The sequence below is a fragment of the Bradyrhizobium sp. 44 genome, assembly GCF_023073095.1.
Taxonomy (GTDB): Bacteria; Pseudomonadota; Alphaproteobacteria; order Rhizobiales; family Xanthobacteraceae; genus Bradyrhizobium.
On sequence record NZ_JADPIY010000016.1, the window covers coordinates 166660 to 184816 of the forward strand.

Genomic DNA, 18157 nt, shown 5'->3' on the forward strand with positions numbered 1-18157 from the left:
ATCGGCCCCAGTGCCGATGAAGAGGATCTGAAATGCGCCGACCATCTGCAAGGCGAGACAATGACGAGCTGACGCTGCGGGGGCTCGCGCGTTTCCGTTCGATGTCACTGCTCTGCGCGATGCAGATGGTCTTCCTGCCGGTGTTCAGCGTTCGCCTGCAGGCGCAGCCGGCGAACGTGATCACGCCGGACGGCCGCACCGGGACCAGCCTTCAGACGTCTGGCAGCGTGACCACCGTCACGACGTCGACCGTCTCCGGCACCAGTGCCTTCAACTCGTTCTCGCAGTTCAGCGTCGGGCAGGGCAACACGGTCAATCTGCAATTGCCGACCGGCACGCAAAATCTCGTCAACATCGTTCGCGACGCACCGGTCTACATCAACGGCACGCTGAACTCCTACATGAATGGCGCGATCGGCGGTAACGTCTATTTCGCCGATCCCAAGGGCTTCGTGGTCGGCCGCAGCGGCACGGTCAATGTCGGCAGCCTCAACGTCTCGACGCCGACGCGCGAGTTCACCGACAGCCTGATCGGCGCGCAGGGGCAGATCAACGGATCGGCCGTCGCCAATCTGATGGCGGGCTCGTTCCCGGTCTCGCCGGACGGCAACATCCGGATCTACGGCCGGGTCAATGCCATCGATGGCGTGCGCCTGACCGGGCAGAACGTCCTTGTCGGTGGCGCCAGCCAGCGCGACATTGCCAATCTCGATCATGCCGCGAAGTTCGCGGCCTCGGTCAATTCCAAGGGGCTGCGGAGCGCTGCCGCGATTTCCGTGCGCAACGGCTCCATTCACATCGGCGCCGTCAACAGCGCCAGCGTCAACGGACGGCTGACCGCGCGCAGCAGGACCACCACGCCAAGCAACATCACGGTCGTGGCCGGCAACCAGGCCGAACTCGGCAAGAATGCGCGGTTGAGCACGGCGAGCAGGACCGCCGATGCCGGCGGCGTCCTCGTCAAGGCCGGCAACGACGTGACCGTGAAGAGCGGCGCGAAGATCAATGCCAGCTCGAAAACCGGCAATGCGGGCCTGGTCGAGCTGAGCGGAAACGGCGTTATCGACGTCGGCAGCGGCGTTACCATCAACCTCGCCGCGCCGAACGGCCGGGCCGGCACGCTGCTGATCGACCCGACCGATGTGGTGATCGGCGATGCCAGCCAGGGCGACGTCGGCGTAACCCTCGGCAACACGTCCGTGGCCAACGCCATCGCGGCGCTCAGCGCCGGCGGCACCTATCTGGTTCAGGCCGACAATTCGGTCACGCTGGCCGCGCATGCGGTGATCGATGCCCGCAACCTCGACGCCACCAAGACTCATTCCGTCGGCAACGCCATCAATGTCGAGATCGACGCGCCGACCATCAGCATCGTCAATGGAGCGAAGATTCTCGCCCAGGCGATCAATGTTGGTGGAACGAACTACGCCAGCGGCAGTGTCACGTTGACCGCGACGGCGACTGATACCAAGCTCTCGGGCCAGGCCACCGCGACCACAGGAATCACGATCGACGGCCAGATCACCGGCGGCGACATCTCGATTGGTGCGACCTCGACGGCGACATCGAGCTTCACCAGCTCGGTGCCCGGCCTCTTCACGCTGGTCGGCACCACGCTTGCAGCCTCGCTGCTCGGCCTCAACGGCGGCTATGTGGCCGCGAGCGCCACGGCGACGGTCAACATCAACAGCCACGCCAACATCAACGGCATCGGCAACGTCGACATCAAGTCGCACGGTTCGGAAACGGCGCAGGATCCGGCGCTGGCGAGTACCTTGCTCGGCGGCTCGCCGATCGGGGCCGCCGCCGTCGTCGGCAAGCTCGACGGCAACGTCACCACCAACGTGGCCTCCGGCGCCACGATCAGCGCGGGCGGCAACCTCAACATCCACGCCATCAACGACGCCACGCTGAACGTGACTGCGGTCGCGGCGACGTCCAGCGCGCAGTTCGTGGCCACCGTTGCCTATTCCACCGGCTCGGTCACGACCACCGCCAATGTCGCGACCGGCGCGAACCTTTCCGTCGGCAACGTGATTGCATCCGGCAACGCGCTGACGGTGCGTGCGATCAACAACAACTCGTTCGCGACCAGTGCCACCGCGGTCGCGCTGAGCACACCGAATGCGAGCGGCGGCATCGGCGGGGCGCTCGCCATCAGCGACGTCACCACGTCGGCCACCGCAAAGCTCGGCGCGTCCCTGGGCACCAGCACGTCGTCCCGGATGAACGGCTCCGTGATGGTCGAGGCGACGTCGAACACCACGAGCAACTCGACCATGGCTTCGACCATCGTCGGTACGCCGGCCGTGATCGGCGCGATCCAGGATTTCATGGTCTCCACGGCCAGCCCGGGTTCGATCATCGCTCAGCATATGATCCCGCTGATGCCGGTGAATTTCAATTTGAAGGCCGCCGCCGCGCTGTCGCTGGCCAACAGCACCGAAAACGCCACCGCGTCGATCGGCCAGAATCCGAGCGGTGGCGCACCGAACCTCTATGTCAGTGGCAACGTCGCCGTCGTCAGCACCCTCGTCGACCGCGGCGTGCGCAGCAACGCCACGGCTTCCGCGATCGCCTCGGACCCGACGAGCGGCGAGGGGGTCGCGATCAGCGCCGCGGTCGCATGGGGCAATTTCAATCACAATTCGAACGCCTACGTCGGCGGCGGTACCGTGATCAATGCGGCCAACATCGCTGTCGACGCCAGCACCTGGATGCCGATCACCAACACCTGGCTGAAGTGGGACGGATTGACCGAGGTTCTCAGCCACCTCAACGGCAATCTCGGCGTCGGCGGCAACATCCTGACCAGCTATGCCAACGCCACGGCCGACGCGGGCGATACCGCCGCCGTGGCCGGCTCGGTGAACCATTTCGTCGTGAACAATGACACCACGGCGTGGGTGGCCAGCAGCGCCAGCCTGACCGCGACATGCACGACGGCTTGCGGCAGCAGCTGGTCGGCGACGGTGAACAACGGCGACGTCCACACCTACGACGCCAGCATCCAGATCGCGGCGACGACGACGACGGCGTCGATCGACGCCGCCGGCAATGTTGGTACGCTCGGCTTCCTGCCCGGCAACACCTCCGGCGGCTCCTCGGTGGGCGGATCGCTCAATTTCGTCCAGTTCAACACCAGCACGATCGCCGGCGTTTCGGAGAGTGCATCGCTGCGGGCGGCGGACGACATCGCCGTCAACGCGATCACCTCGGACCAGTTCGTCGCGGTAGCGCCGTCGTCCGGAAAGGCCGGCGGCGCGCTGGCGCTGAACGGCATCACCTCGCTCGGCTTCCTCAACAACACGACGCACGCCTCGATCTCCAGCCAGGCCAGCGTCTTTTCTCCGACGCTCAACGTCCTGGCGCAGCAGGATCTCTCGGTCGTGACGATCGCAGGCGCGGTCAATGTCGGCGGCGGTTCGGCAGTTGGATTGTCCGTTGCCTATCTGGGCGCGAATATGGATACGTCCGCCTATATCGGCGACAACCACTCCGACATCCGGCCCGGTCCGTTCAGCAGCAACGATCCGTTTGCCGGCAACGGCGGCGGAAGCGGCTCGGTCAACGCCGACAACCTTACGATCAGCGCCACCACCTCTGGCCGGATCACGTCCGCGGCCGTCGCGGCTTCGATTAGCGAGCCGTCATTGTCCAGCTTCGCCGACAAGGCGAACGCCGCCGGTGCCGCCGCGACCGGCGGGCCGGCCGGGATCGCGCTGGCTGCTAACAAGATCAGCTCGGGCTCGGGATCGAGCACGAGCGGCTTCACCATGGACCTTGCGGGCAGCTCGTCCGTGAGCGACGTCTCGCTCGGGACCAGTGCTTATATAAAGAATACGTCGGTCAACAAATTCACCACGGCGACCGCGGTGAACACGAATACGATCGTGCAGGCGCTCAACGACACGATCCTCAGCAACGGCTCCGGCTCCGCCGCGGCCAACATGTCCGGCGGATCGTCTCAGGGAGCCGCGATCGGCGCCGCCATCGCGGCGGCGATGTCCACCAATGCCACGCTCGCCTATATCTCCGGCACCACGATGCAGAACCAGATGTCTGTGACGGTGCAGGCGCTCAATGGCGGGTCGGAAACCGTCGTCGCCCTCGGCGTGGCCGGCGGAACGTCAGCCAATGCGCTCGCTCTGTCGGGATCCGTCGGCATCGTCACCGACAGTGCCAATGCCTATATCGAGAATTCGACGATCACGGGCTTCGCGACGGGGACCAATCGCGCGATCGAGGTCGATGCCTATCAGACCACGAACATCGCGATCGGTGGCGGTTCGCTCTATCTGTCGGGCGGCAAGGCCGGTGTCGGCATCGCGCTGACCTATGCGTCGATTGCCGATCCCTCGGGCGGTAATGCCACCGACGCGCATATCCGCAATACGTCGATCTCGAACTATGACAGCCTGCTGGTGCTGGCCGACAGCGCCAGCGTGATTGCGGCGGGTGCGGCCTCGGGCGGGGCAGGGAGCAACGCCAACGGACTTGCCGGGGCAATCGTCGTCGACGAGATTATGCCCACGACGACGGCGTATATCAGCAGCAGCGCGACGGTGAACATCAATGTCGGGCGCGTGACGGTGCTGGCGGACAGTGGCGCTGTGTCGGACCTCGATACGGCGCTCGGAAATCTGGTCAAGAAGTCGAATAGCGGTCATCTCGCATCGGACACGTGCACGGCCGCCGCCGGAAACGGCACGGCGAATTGCATAGATTTCAGCGCGGCGGCGCTCAACGGCGGCGCGGGTAACGGTCCGGGCGCCGGCATCGTCTCCGTTGCGGGCACCATCCAGGCCGGCAAGAACAATGTCGGCGCTTCGATGGTGTACGACACCATCGCGACGACGCATTCGGCCTATATCGCCAACGTCCGGATGTCGGCCCTCGGCACAGTCAGCGTGAATGCGGTCGACACCACGAAGATCCAGTCGGTCACGATCGGATTCGGTCTGGCGAGCGGCCAGTTTGCCGGCGTTGGCGGCATGACGATCAGCTCGATCGCCAATACTGTTTCGGCGGCTATCGGCAACAACCAGTCCGACACGACGCAATCGACCGTGACGGCCTCCAACATCTCCGTCACCGCGACCGAGAATTCCAGCATCATCGGAGCCGCCGCCGTCGCTGGGGGCTCGACGCAAGGCAGCGCCGCGGGCCTGGCGCTCGTCTACAGCAGCATTGCCAACAATGTCAGCGCCGGCGTCACCGGCTCCAAGCTGACCGCCTCGGGCAATGTCGCCGTCAACGCGAACTCGAACGCCAGCATCTCGACGGTTGCCGTGGGTATCGCGATTTCTTCGCAGATCGGCCTTGCAGGTTCGGTCGCTACCAATCTGATGGGAACCAACGTCACCGCCAGCATTGCCGGCGGGGCCGACGTCATCGCGAACAACAACGTTGCCGTGCTAGCCGGCAATAATGACAAAGCGGGTGTTTTCGCCGGCGCCGTGTCCATCAGCAAGGGCGCGGCCGGCGGCGCGGGCTCGATGGTCACGAACAAGATCACCGGCACCACCGCGGCCTATATCAGCGGGACGACGACCAAAGTGGATGCGCGCGGAACCAGCACGAGCGACGTGCTTTCGGTCAACAGCGGCACGCTCGCGCACGCGATCGATCTCGGCGGCTTCAGCGCGCCCACCGACACCACGCCCGATCTGAGCGAGACTCAGGAGAGTGTGCGCGGCCTCGCCGTCGTCGCCAGCTCGCACCAGGCCGTTGTCACCAACGTCGCCACCTTGTCCGCGGGCTCGGGCATCTCCATCATGATCAATCCGATCACCAATGTGATGAGCGGATCCACCAAGGCCTATATCGACGGCGCGGCAATCGACACGCGGCTGGCAAGTTCGACGCTGGACCCACAGATCGACGTGGCCGCCAGCAGCTTCTCCTATTCGGGCGCGTTCGGCGCCGGCGTGGTGCCGCCAACCGGGAGCGGGGGCGGCGGTGCCACCATTCTCAGCACGACGATGTCGCGTGACACCGAGGCCTACATCACCAATGCGACCGTTGGCGGCGTGCAGTCGACGAGCGCAACGGTGGGCGCCGTCACCGTGAAAGCCAATGCCGAGCAGGACGCGTCATCGATCGCGGTCGGTTTCGGCACCGGCTCGGTCGGGCTGAACGTCTTCGTCGCGACTACCGAGGCCTATGTCGACGGCGGCTCCCTCACGGCGTCGTCGCTCACGGTCAACGCCTACGACGCCACAGGTATCGCGTCGGCGAACGGCTCGGGCGCGTATGGCAGCCAGGCCGCGATCGGCGCGGCGTTCCTGGTTCAGGTCTCGGCGAACCGGACGGAGGCCTATGTCGGCGACGAGTTCCACTACCAGGGCAACGGCGCGGCGCACACGACCGCGGTCAATTTGAGCGGCGCGCTCGATGTCGAGGCAACGACGAAGAACCGCTTCCAGGCCTATTCGATCGGCGGGGCGCTTTCGACCGGCACGGCGGCGATCGCCGGCATGGCCAATATCGAGATCGCCAACAACACCACCATCGCGGGCGTCTACGACACCACGCTGCAATCGCCCACGGGCGGCGCGGCTGGCGCGGTCACCATCAACGCCACCGAAGACGTCGCGATCAAGGAGATTGCCGGCGCGCTCTCGATTGCCGCCAGCGGATCCGGCGTTGGCGTTGGCGCGGCGGCCAACGTCATCGTCTTCAAGAGCCAGACCATTGCGGAAAGCCGCAACAGCAACCTCAATTCGTCCGGCGCGATCAATGTCGGGGCGCTCAGCACCAAGGAAGTGTTGTCCTACGCGGTCACCGCCGGCATCGGCGGCAGCGTCGGCATCGGCGCAACCGTCGGCGTCATCATCGTCGGCACCAACACCGCCGATCCGGATACGCAGGGCGAGCAGACCGGCCAGCTCAACCAGGGCAACAACGGCACCCTCGCGTCGGTGAACGCTGGCACCAATTCCTCGCACGGCAGCGACGCGGTCGCGAGCGGCACCTCGGGCAATCCGGGCAACGCCAACGCAACCTCGACCTACGACGTCAGCACCGTCCTGACCGGCGGCAATGACGGCGTCACCGCCCAGATCGCGGGCGGCAATGTGACCGGCACGCAGGTCAACGTCGCCGCCACCAGCGCCAACGCGACCAAGATGTTCCTGCTCGGCGCCGGCTTTGCCAAGAATGTCGGGATCGGTGCCGGCATCGGCTACACCAGCGTCAACAGCAGCGTGCTCGCCAATCTGAGCGCGATCGTCGCGGCGCCTTCCGTGACGGTCGCGGCGCGGGTCAAGGACGCCGACACCGGCCCTTATTCGGGCAAGACCGTCGACAGCGAGGCGATCGCCGGCGGTGCAGCGCTCTACTTCGGCGCGGATGCTGCCGTGGCGGTCGGCAACGTCGCCAACACCGTGACAGCCCAGCTCGGCGGCTCCGTCACCGGCACGGGCGGCACCGGCGTCGCCGTCATGGCGATGGACAGCTCGACGCAGAGCGTGACCGCGGGCGGCGGCACCGGCGGCCTTGCGGCCATCGGGGTATCGATCGCCACCACGGGACGATCCAGTTCGGTCGCGGCAAAGGTGCTGTCGAACGCGACGGTGAACAGCTCGACCCTTGCGGTTGGCGCAGGCGAGGCTGGCGCCATGTCGGCGTCCGCGACCGCGGTCGCCGGCGGTATCGTCGCCGGTGACGGCGCAGTCGCGACGGCAAAGGAAAATTCGACTGTTCTTGCCGAGATTGGTTCCAGCGCCTCGATCACCACCTCCGCGGCCGGCGTCGGCACGCTGGTGTCGGCATCGCTCACCCCCAATCTTTCGAGCAAGGCGATTGGCGTCGCGGTCGGCGGCGGCGCCATCGGCGTATCGGTCGCGGAATCGATGGTGACGGCCACCGTCACGGCCAATGTCGGCGACAACACCACCTTCTCGGGCGGTGCGCTCGCCGTGACCGCGATGGCGCTGGTTCCGACGAGCGGCACGACGACCTACGCCTGGTCACTCGCTGGCGGCGGTGGCTCGCTGATCGGCGCACAGGGCAGCTACGCCAGGGCGTCCGAGAACGCGACGGTGAGCGCGTATGGCGGCACCGGGATTACGCTTCCCAACGCCGACGTGGTCATCACGGCCCAGAACGACAGCAGCCAATACGCCCAGGCGACCGGCCTTTCGACCGGCTTCCTGGCAGTGGGTGCGACGGTCGCCCAGACGTCGTCGAGCGCGCACACTTACGCTTATCTGGGCGCCCCCGACGATATGGATGCGACCCATCTGAATCACGCCGACTACACCGGTATCCTCCAGATCACGGCGACCGGCAAGGACATCAACGTCTCCAATGCGACGGTTGGCGCGGGTGGCACTTATGCCGGCGCTGCCGCGGTCGCGACGACCAGTTCGACCGCCGTGACCAATGCGCGGTTCGACGGCGGCGCAACGGATGACACGCTGTTCTTCGGCGGCCTCAACATCCAAGCCAAGCACACCACGAACTATGCCGCCAGCGGCGATGCCTACCAGGCGTCCACGGCCGGCGTCTCCGGAGGCAGCGCGCAGAACGTCGTCAACGCGACCACGACCGTCGACATTGGACCTCATCTGATCATCAACTCGGCCGGCGGCGACATGGTCGCCATCGCCAACGACATCGTCAACCAGGCTGGTGGCGGCGCGCGGTCGGGCTCCGGTGGCGTGTTCGCGGGTGCTGCGGCACTGAGCAACACGCATGTCACCCAGACCGTCACCACCAATATCGGCGCCGGGACGGTGCTGAGCCTCAACGGCGATCCGCGGACATCGGCGGCGGTGATCAACATCGAGGCCTACAACACGCTGAATACCAACGACACGGCGAGCCTGGCCACAGCCGCGTTCTTCGCCGGCGGCGGCGCCGAATCCAACATGACGGCGAACGCCACGCTCGCGGTCAACATCAATGCCCGCGAACTCTTCAGCGCCGGCAAGATCTATATCGGTACGGCTGCCAAGATGGCGGCGGCCAACAACGCCAATGCCAGTCTCTACGGCGCGATCGCCGGCGTCGGCGCCAGCACCAACAGCTGGGTTCATGCCAACCAGGCTGTCACCGTCGGCAACAACGCCAAGGTCGAGGCCTGGGGCCAGATCAACATCTATGCCGGCATGTCGGGCGACACCATCATCTTCAGCAGCGTTCAGGCTACCGCGACGACGGTCGTCTACAATAACACCGCCATTCCGATCTCGACGCTCTACCGCGGCACGGCCAATGCCGATGACACCACGAGCCTGACGCTCGCCAACACCTCAAGCGTGCTCGGCGTCCAGAACATTTCCCTGGGAGCGACCCAGGGTCAGGTTACGGCCTCCGGCAACGGCAGCAACTACAATCCGTATCTGGACATCTTCAGCGCCAAGAACAGCGACAACCACAGCCATACCAGCGGAACCGGCGACGTCGCACTCAATGGCCTGGTGGTAGCGGGCATCAACAACGATATCACCATTACGATCGACGTTGGTGCGGGCGCACCGACCGCGAGCACGACGAGTCCTTACTCGTCACTGCTGTCCGGCGGTTCGTCGACGCCCACCCTCGAATATGTCGCCGACGTCGATCACTTCAACCCGATGATGAGCTGGAACCACCAGGTGGTCCAGTACACCATCGTCGGCGGCTTCAATCCCTATCAGAGCGTCGTCAACCAGCTCGCCACGCTGACCGGCCTGACCGAGACGCAGATCCGCTCGCAGCTCGCGGCGGCGACGCCCGCGGCGCCCGCCACGATGTCGCCGTCCGGCACCGATCCAACCGGCGACTTCCAGCGCCAGATCAACGCGCTGATCCAGCAGGCACCGTATACCTCCGACGCCGCCGGCAATGCCTTCGCGTTCGGCGATATGCTGGTGTCCGCCGGCAACGTCTCGATCCTGGCGCAGAAGCTGACCGGAAACAGCGGCACGAACCCCGCAGCGCCGGCGGCCATCGCGCGCAGCTCGCCGATGATCAAGATCGAGAACAGGGGCCTCGACTTCATGGACCTGGCCAACCTCACGGTCACCAATATCACCGGAGGAAACATCACCTACCGCCAGATCGACCATGTCGACCCGGATTCGCACTCCAATGTGACCTTCACGGCCACGCCGAGCGCGACGCCGATCATCGACATCTCGGCCACCTACAACCGCCTGGATCCCTCCAGCGGGCTCGGCGTCGACCAGAACGGCAACCAGCTGACCCGCACGCCCGACATCTATTTCGACGGCGTCGTCAACAACGAGAACGGCCTGCTCAAGATCACCAACAATCTCGGCAGCATCGTCGCGTCGCAGTCGCTCAACGCCGCGACTGTCCAGATGGTGGCGCCCAACGGCTCGTTCGTCTTCCTCGGCGGCATCGGCAGCTTCTACACCTCCAACCACGATGTTCTCTCGCAATGGTCGGGTGTCGAATTCAAGCCGGGTGATAACGACACGCTGACGGCGGTGATGGCGGCGGCGACTTATCTCGGCGCCTATGGCGATTACGCGAACAGCCCGCATATCGGCGCGGGCGGCGGTCACCCGTATTCCTACTATTGCTGCGTCGACGGCAATAACGGCGTTCAGCAAACGGCGAGCAACAGCACCATCTTCACCGCGCGCATGCTGGATCTGTATTACGACGGCCTGTCGCTCTATTCGGCGATCTTCCTGCCGATGGGCCAGGGTGCGCCCGGCGCCGGTAACCCGAACGTCGGCGGCGTGCCTAACGCTGCTACGCTCGCGATCATGGAGGGCCCGACGGCTCAGACCATCTCCACCGCGCCGTGGGAGCGAAATACCTATACCGGGCAAGGCGTCTACAGCAACTCGACCTACGATTACACCACGACCTCGACAGACGCACAGGGCAACACCACCACCACCAACCACACGGCTACGTATTACTCGCCATTCAATTGCGCGGGGTGCTCTGCCTACTTCCAGGTCGTCAATATCCAGCCCGACGTGATCACGCCGAAGACCGCGTCTTCGAACTCAGCCGCGAACTCGAGCACGGGGACCAACCCACCGGCTAACGCGCCCTTCATCTTCGGTAAGGCGATCATCATCTCGGCGGGGGTCATCAACATCAACGGCACCATCCAGAGCGGCACGAGCAGCGATTACTCGGTCGACATCGGCGGCTCCACGTTGACCGCCATCAACGACCTCAAGAGCCGCAATGCAGGCGCGGACTTTGCCCAGGCCCAGGTCAACGCCCAGAACGGCAGCTATTACGACATCACGGCGTCTGCGACGACGGAGGCCGCCGGCGACATCAAGATCGGGGTGAAGTACAACGCTCTCACCGACCAGATCCTCGTGAACGGCGTGGTGCAGGGCTCGGGCGGCTACGTCTATCTGAACGGCAAGATCATCTCGACCTCGACCCAGGACGGTGTCTCCCAAGGCACGATCGCGGTCAAAGGTGGCGCCGGCTCGATCACGGTCAACAACACGACCGGTCTGCAGCTCGTCACCAACACCATCAATACCGGCGTCAGCGCGCCGAGCGTGATCGAGATCGTCGATCAGCTCAAGCAGCAGACGACGTGGTACGTCTACAATCCGTCCGCTGCGGGCGGCCAGCAGGTGTCGACGTATCAAACGAGCGGGGTCAATGCGAGCCACTATACCGACACGATGCTGACCGGCCTCAGCGGCACGGCAGGCATCCAGTACGCGACCAAGGCAAACATGTTCTACCAGTGGGTCGATACGGCTACGCTGGATCGTCCGACCAGCTCGACGCAGTTCGACTACGGATGGCACTACACGCCCAACTCGGCGACCGGGCAGAACTGGACCCGCACCATCAGCCTGGTTTCGGACGTGCAGCAGGCCCAGGGCGGCGGCGGCAGCACTGGCCCACAGACCTCGAACTTCCAGGAAGTCGTCACCGCAACCGGTTCCTATCACACCGGTGGCGGCAACACCCATCCCGAGAAGTGCTGCGGCACGGACAACCAATATAACTGGTACCAGAATATCTATGATCACCTGACCCTTACGCTGACCAATACGGTCAAGGCGTCGAACCCGATCAACATCTCGTTCAGCGGCGGCGGCAACAGCACGGTTCTGGTCACGTCCAACTCCGGCATCGTCGTCAACGGTCCGATCAACAACCTCTCGGGCACGACGACGGTCAGCGCCACGGGGGCCAATTCGGCTATCACCAGCGGCACGAACGCGAATAACCCGATGATATCGGGCCGGAGCGTCATTCTCTCGGCGGATGGCGGCATCGGCACGATCGGCGCGAATGGTGTTCCCGTCCAGGTGCAGGTCTATGGCGGCAGCCTGACGGCCAGTTCGATCGACCACGATATCGCGATCGCGGCCGTCGGCTCGCTTTCGATCAACCAGGTGAAGGTGAATTCGGCAGGAAGCACGCCGCAGGGCAGCGTCTTTATCTCGGCGACCGGCGACATCAACTCGGCCTCGCCCTACGACGTGGCCAACCCCGTCGTGATCGGCAAGAACGTCGAGATCAACTCCACCGCCGGCGCGATCGGCGCGACGAGCGCCGTCATCAACGGCGCGAGCACCCTGACCAATATCAATCCGCTGGTGATCCAGGCGACGGGCACGACGCAGGCCGGCGGCACCGTCGACGGCGGGGTTCTCGACAGCGCATCGGCGACCGGCACCTACATCGTGCAGTCCAAGGGCGACCTGCGTCTCGGCACGGTCCAGTCGAGCGGCGGCCCGGTGTTCCTCGAGGCGGCCGGCTCGGACGGCAACCAGGCCAGCATCCTGAACGGAAGGGGGGCGGTTGGTCTCACCCAGGCGCAGAGCCAGCATCTCCAGGACGTCTGGACCAGCCTCGACCTGCTCAGCGGCAACGCCGCCACCAACGCCGTCAACAGCTACCAGTCGATGGTGACGTCGGCCTATAACGACTACTTCCAGCTCAAGAACATCGCCTTCGCGAACGGCAGCACCTACAACCCGACTTCGGTGGGATTGACGGTGCTGCGGGCGCAGGTGGCGGCCAAGCTCGGCATCGATCCCGCAAACGTCTCGACGACGGACATGAAGGTCGAGGCCACGACGCGGTTCCTGAGGGACCAGTTCCTGCTCGGCAAGATCACGACCGACGAGCTCAAGACGTCACTGACGACATTGCTCGGCACGGCACCGACAGATCCGCTGGGGACCGTGTTCGGCAGCTCGTTGTCGTCGACGCTGTTCACGAAGCTGTTCGACGGCGTAACGACAGCCAATCAGCGCCTACCGAGCAATACGGCGCTGCAAACGGCGCTGAACACTTACAATGCGAACTACGCCTATGCGCTCGCGTCGACCGAGCGGGTCTACGGCATCATCACCGCGGGCGCGCAGTGGACGCAGAGCCAGCTCGCCTACACCGTCTCGTCGTCGGCCGTCGGCGCGGCGCCGCCGCCGATCGACGAGAACGTCGTGGCCAATGTCAGCGCCAACCAGATCATGCTCTACGCGCCGCACGGCTCGGTCGGCAATTCGGCAGCGCCTCAGACGTTCACATTCACCAGCGTCGATTCCTCGTCGCTGACGCCGGCGCAGAGGGGATTGCTCGCGACGGCCGGTCCGGGTCAGCTCACCGTCGGCGCGGTCACGGATCCGACCACCCACGTCGTGACCTATACGGTCAGCCTGTCGCAGCAGAACCTCGTCGTCGTCGACAACCCGATCGCGATCTCGGCCAAGGCGCTGACCAACATCTATCTCGGCAGCAAGAACAGCCTCACGCTCGGCGGCATCACCGCGAATTACGGCCCGATCGCGGCGGCGCAGGCCAACGGCATCGAGGTGACCGGCCGCGGCGACGTCAAGCTCGACGCCGTGACCAGCATCACCGCCGCCGCCGGCGTGACCGGTACGCCCGTGATCTCCGGCGATATCGGCAATCTGACTCTGATCGCCGAGCACGGCAATGTCGGTGCCCCCGGCGCTGCCGGAAGCAATCCCGCGACCAACGCGAACGCGATCCAGATAGCCTTTGCCGACCCGGCCAACGACCAGCTCGACCAGGTCTCGTCGGCGCAGGGCATCTATGTGAAGCAGACCACCGGCGATCTCATCCTCGGCAACATCGCCGCCGGCAATGCAATCCAGCTCGCGGCGACCGGCAGCATCTATGCCGAGTCCGGTTTCACGGATCGTACCGCGATCCATATTCTCGGCACCGATCTCGATCTGCGCGCCGGCGGCAGCATCGGCTTCAACGGCTCGACCTTCCAGCCGGTGCAGGTGAATATCTCCGGCGCCGTGACCGGCTCGGCGGGCGGCGATCTCAGCATCCTGGCGGTCACCGGCGACCTCGTGGTCGGCACCAGCGGCGCCTATGGGACGCTGACATCCGGCGGCGCACTGACGCTGAACGTTGCGCGCGGCGCGCTCACCATCAATGCCGACCTCGCCAGCGGTGGCCTGATGCAGCTCCTCGCCAACCGTGGCATGACCTTCGCGGCCGGCACCAGCGCGGCGCCGGTGGTTGCGACCAGCAGCTCCGGCGGGGTGACGCTGGTGGCCGCGACGCTGTCGATGGGAGCTTACTCCGCCATCAACGCGGCCGGCGTGATCTCCGTGACCACCACCGGCGACGCGACCATCGGCCAGCTGAATTCGTCGCTGTCCTATGCGGCGGCCTCGAATGCGCCTTCGATCATCGTCACCGCTGGCGGCGTTGCCTCGCTCGGAGCGATCATCGACAATGGCGACGGCCAGACCAAATTCGTCGCGGCCGGCTCGGGCGCCGAAGTTTCGCTGAGCGCGTCCAACGGCATCGGCAACGCGGCGAGCCGGTTCATCCTCAGTGCCGCGCGGCTGTCGGCAAGCACGAGTGCCGGCGACATCTATCTGAAGTCTCTGACCGACACCGAGGCGAGCCTGCTCTCGGCGGTCAAGGGCAGTGTGGACATCCTCGGCACCGGCGGCCTGACGCTCGACCAGGTGCTGGCAGGTACGGATGCAGGCGCGAGCGGCACCTTCAGCGCCGTCGCGAACAACGGCAGCATCGTCATCGGCACCGCCGACAGCAGCGGCTCGCAGACGGTCCACGCCACCCAGAACGTGACGTTCAAGTCGCTCGCGGCCACCGGCTACAGCGGCGACGTCGGCAACATCAATGTCACGGCCGACAACGGCTTCATCCTGGCGCAGACGGTGATGTCGGGCGGCGTGCCGACGCTGGGCTCGGTCTCGGCCAACGGCTCGGCAAGGCTGATCGCGGCGGGCACCAACACCGGTCATAACCTCACGGCCGCGACCGGCACCGCGGTCCTGAGCGGCACCGTGGTTCATTGGGATAATCTCACGGCCGGCGGCACACTCGACGTCACCGCGACTGCCGGGGGGATTACCGTTGGCACCGCTATCAGCGGCGGCACACAGACCTTGCACGCCGTCAACGACATCGTCTTCAGCCAGCTCACCACGACAGGCATCCCGGGCGACGCTGGCGACCTCAACGTCAAGTCCGACACCGGCTCGCTCCGTGGCGGATCGATCGCGGCCAGCGGAGATACGCATTTCGATGTGGCCGGATCGGTCTCGCTCGACCGGGTCAGCGGTAATGTGATCAAGCTGACTTCATCGGGCGACCTGACCATCGATTGGGTCAGCGTGGTCAAGGAGCTCGATCTCGCCGCCGATACCATCAACGTCAAGGGCGAGCAGGTCCGCTCGAACCCCTCGGTTCCGCTGATCATGAACATCACCGGCCATAACGGCGGCGTCGCGACTTCGGCCAATATCTCGATCGATCCGGACAGCATCATCATCAACCAGTTCAAGGTGGTGGACGCGAACTTCTGGACTGATGCGCACGCGGTCGCGATCCTGAACGGCTATGTCCCAGGCCAGTTGATGCTGACCACGGCAACCCAGCAGGTGCTGCTCAACAACCGTACGCCCGCGCCGTCCAACTGGCCGTCGCTCCAACTCTACCAGCCGGGTGGCGTGTTCACGATGAGCCAGGTCGGGAATGCCAATGTCAGCAACGCCTATGTGGTGTTCTACACCGGCAACGTCTCCGCGACCGTCACCAATTACGGGCCGACCCACACCTGCTGCAACGACTTCACCGGAGCCAGCATGGTGCGCAACATCTCGGTCGACGGCGAGGGCACCGAGAACATCGAGACCTGGCTCGCGAAGAGGGACGGGGGAACGTTCTACCTGCTCGGTCTCTCCGGCAAGGCGCGGCTCGATGCGCTGCTGACGCCGCGGCCGGTCGAGACCATCGGCTCTGGTCCCGCCGTCAACGTCGAGGGACTGAGCGACATGCGCAAGCTGCGCCGGCAGGGTCAGCGCGTGGGACGCGCCGGCTGGAAAGACGCGGCGATTGAGGCGGCGAAGCCGGCCATCGGCCGTCTCGCACAGGCATGGTAACGGGACTCGGGATGCGGATTTGGGGGGCAGCGTTAGGGATTGGGCTAGCAGCTAGCTGGATCGCTCCTGCGCGCGCGCAGGTGCCCTCGATCAATCCCGGCGTGATCCAGAACGACGTCGACCGGCAACGCCGGCAGCTCGAACAGCAGAGCGCGCCGCCCAAGCTCAACGGGCCGGCGGTGATTGGCGGCGAGCGGGAGAAGTCCCAGCTCCTGAAGCCGGGCGGGCCGAAATTCCGCCTGCGCAAGGTCGAGTTCGACGCCTCCAAGTTCATCACGCCGGCCGAGCTCGATGAGATCGCGAAGAAGTACGTCGGCACGAACGTCGACATCGCCTCGCTGCTGCAGCTCGTCGCCGACATCAACGCCATCTATACCGAGCGCGGCATCGTCACGGGCATCGCGACGCTGCCCGAGCAGAATGCCAAGGGCGGCATCGTCCGCGTCAAGCTGACCGAAGGCCGGCTGCAGAAGACGACCATCGAGGGCAACAAACAGACCCGCACCGAATACATCCTTCAGCGCGTGAAGGAGCCCGAAGGCGAGGTCCTCGACGTTCCCAAACTCAATCGCGACGTGATCTGGTTCAACCGAACCAACGACGTGCAGATCAAGGCGCTGCTGCAGCCCGGCACGAGCTTCGGCCTGACCGATCTCCAGTTCGCCGTGATCGAGCCTCCGGTCGACACCTTGCAGCTCTTCACCGACAACCAGGGCGCGGAAAACACCGGGCGTTGGGAGGGTGGGGCCTTCTACAAGCGCCACGGCCTGTTCGGCGTCGACGACCGCCTGACCTTCTACGGCGTTCGTTCCGACGGCAATCTCAACGGCAATGTCGCCTACAGCATCCCGGTCAATCCCTGGGGCGGCCGCGCCGGCGTCAGCTATACCGAAGGCAAGATCAAGATCATCCAGGGACCGTTCGTCGCGCTCGACGTCACCGGACGCTCGAGCCAGGCCGCGGTCAATTTCAGCCAGCCGGTCTGGGTGACGCAGAACTGGCTGGTGCTGCTCAACGCCGCGGAGACCGAGGGCAAGACGGTCAGCCGCTTCGCCACCGTCGCCGTGACTCAGGATCATTACGACAAGGCCACGGCGGGCCTCTCGGTGACCAATTCCGGCAACACCTATTCGATCACGGTCTCGCCGGCGGTGAACTACATCACGTGGCAAGACCACGTGCTCGGCAATAATCGCACGTTCAACACCTATACCGGCTCGATGTTCGCGACCAGCGCCGCAGGGCCTGCAAATTTCAGCACCAATGTGCTGGCGAGCTGGCAGTACACACAGGAGAAGCTGCTGCCGGGCGACCAGATCTTCTCGATCGGCGGTCCGACCACCGTGCGCGGTTATCCCTCCAACTCGGCGTCCGGCGACAGCGGCTATTATTTCAACGCCGAGCTGCACTACAATTGGTCGCAATGGCTCAGGGGTTTCGACACCTACATCTTCACCGACTGGGGTGCGGTGTATTCGACGTTCCCCGGGATCACCGAGTTGGGCTCGGTCGGCATCGGCTTCTCCTGGACCTACGCCTCGTTCATGACGTTCGAGGCGAACTACGCGACGCCGCTGAAGATGGCGGTCTCGACCCAGAACCATTACGAGGCTTATGGCCGTGTCATCTTCCGGCCGTTGTTGATGTTCCAGAAGCAGGAAAGCACTGCGCCTGTCGCGGCAGTGGCCGGCAGGAGCAAGTCGTAGCTGAAGCTCTCTCCGTCGTCTTTGCGAGGAGCTCTTGCGACGAAGCAATCCAGACTGCTTCGGCGGCAAGATTCTGGATTGCTTCGCTGCGCT

Annotated in this window: 2 protein-coding genes; both read left to right on the forward strand. The window is 65.1% G+C overall.

The window, feature by feature from the left end; translation table 11 throughout:
• Window positions 1-32 precede the first annotated feature (32 nt).
• Complete coding sequence (locus IVB41_RS17350; protein ID WP_247433163.1) at window positions 33-16358, forward strand: leukotoxin LktA family filamentous adhesin; 16326 nt, start codon at window positions 33-35, stop codon at window positions 16356-16358.
• An 11-nt stretch (window positions 16359-16369) separates the two neighbouring features.
• Window positions 16370-18064, forward strand: coding sequence for a ShlB/FhaC/HecB family hemolysin secretion/activation protein (locus IVB41_RS17355; protein ID WP_247433166.1), 1695 nt, complete (start codon window positions 16370-16372; stop codon window positions 18062-18064).
• Window positions 18065-18157 lie beyond the last annotated feature (93 nt).

Bases quoted from the DNA above. Each gene is read 5' to 3' on its own strand.
- IVB41_RS17350 (WP_247433163.1), top strand. From the start codon at position 33: ATGCGCCGACCATCTGCAAGGCGAGACAATGACGAGCTGACGCTGCGG.
- IVB41_RS17355 (WP_247433166.1), top strand. From the start codon at position 16,370: ATGCGGATTTGGGGGGCAGCGTTAGGGATTGGGCTAGCAGCTAGCTGG.